Consider the following 939-nt stretch of genomic DNA (forward strand, 5'->3'; position numbering starts at 1 on the left):
GCCCGGCGCGGGCCGGGCCGGGCGGGAGCACAAGAAACCGGCCTTTTCCCCGCACGGCCCGGCGGGCGCCCTGCGCGCCCCGGGGCGCCGCTGCCGCCTCCTCCGTCCCTCGCGAGCGTCACAGCCCGCCACCCGCCGGGAGGACGCGGACGGCGTCCCCGCACAGGGGTGACACGGCAGTCCCGGACCCCTCCGCGCGCCCCTCGGCCGCTGCTGCCGAAACGGGGAAGGACCTGGTCGGAGGGGCGTCCATCCGGAGTCGGGGCCGGTCCACAGCTCGGGCCGCCCCAGGCATCCGACCCGTGGCGGGTGCGCCCCCGATCCTCGCCAGCGCGGCCCGTGCGGGCCCGCCCTCCGACTGCCGGACGGGGTGTTCCGGCCGCCCGGCGGCGGCGTACCGAAACAATCGACTCCGCCAGGTCGACATACGCGCGAGTAGTTAACAAAGTGCCGGATTGCCCACCCGAATAGGGTGGGAAGGCTCCTGCGGGTACTCCCTCAGGAGCACCACGCAGGACCCGCCTTCCCCCCAGTCATCCGCCCACCCACGTTGACGCGGACAGGAGCGGTCATGCCCGCCAAGCACCACTCGTCATCGCCCCCGACGTCCGGCACCGGCGCCCGTGCGCGGCGGGCCCCCGCATCTCCCTCCGCCCGGTCGGCGGATCCCGGCCCGCCCTCGGCCCAGCAGCCGCCCGGCCCGGTGTCCCCGAGTGCCGCCGGTGCGGACACCCCCGCCGGTCACGCGGCGGCCGTGGGCCCCGCGACCTCCGTGGGGCGCATCCCGGTCCTCGACGTGCGGCCGCAGGTCCGGTGCGGGCTGCGGCCGGCCAAGGCCGTCACCGGTGAGACGTTCCAGGTCTCGGCGACCGTGTTCCGCGAGGGGCACGACGCGGTGGCCGCCAACGTGGTGCTCAAGGACCCGGAGGGCCGTCCGGG

The 939-nt window shown here is 76.9% G+C and carries 1 protein-coding gene; it reads left to right on the forward strand.

Going from position 1 to position 939, the window contains the following annotated elements:
• Positions 1–571 precede the first annotated feature (571 nt).
• On the forward strand, positions 572–939 hold a 368-nt coding region (locus G3I53_RS19165), incomplete at its 3' end, for a maltotransferase domain-containing protein (RefSeq protein WP_164332883.1).

Source organism: Streptomyces sp. SID14436 (assembly GCF_010548465.1).
GTDB lineage: Bacteria > Actinomycetota > Actinomycetes > Streptomycetales > Streptomycetaceae > Streptomyces.